Annotated in this window: 1 protein-coding gene; it reads left to right on the top strand. The window is 62.8% G+C overall.

Going from position 1 to position 444, the window contains the following annotated elements:
- The coding region (locus SJH88_RS19430) for an IS256 family transposase (protein WP_274755416.1) at positions 1-444 on the top strand (444 nt) is incomplete at both ends.

Below are 444 nucleotides of genomic sequence, written 5' to 3'. Positions count from 1 at the left end.
GACCCGCTGGGCCGGCTTTGACGACAAAATCATCTCGCTGTACGCCCGTGGCATGACGGTGCGCGAGATACAGGCCCACCTCGAAGAGATGTACGGCACCGAAGTTTCGCCCAGTCTGATTTCCTCGGTGACCGACGCCGTGGCCGATGAGGTCAAGGCCTGGCAGGCCCGGCCGCTGGAGCCGATTTACCCCATCGTTTACCTGGACTGCATCCACGTGAAGGTGCGCGAGGGCGCTGTGCGGGTCAAGGCGGTGTACCTGGCCATTGGCATCACCATGACGGGCGAGAAGGAGGTGCTGGGCCTGTGGTTGGCCCAGACCGAGGGTGCCAAGTTCTGGCTGCAGGTGGTGACCGAACTGCGCAACCGGGGCGTGCAGGACATCTTCATTGCCTGTGTCGACGGGCTCAAAGGTTTCCCCGAAGCGATTGAAGCGGTGTTCCC

This window comes from Comamonas sp. GCA5, from assembly GCF_036541385.1.
GTDB classification, from domain to species: domain Bacteria; phylum Pseudomonadota; class Gammaproteobacteria; order Burkholderiales; family Burkholderiaceae_C; genus Comamonas; species Comamonas aquatica.
The sequence above is the reverse complement of the archived record's forward strand: the minus strand, read 5'-3'. Positions and strand labels throughout refer to the sequence as shown.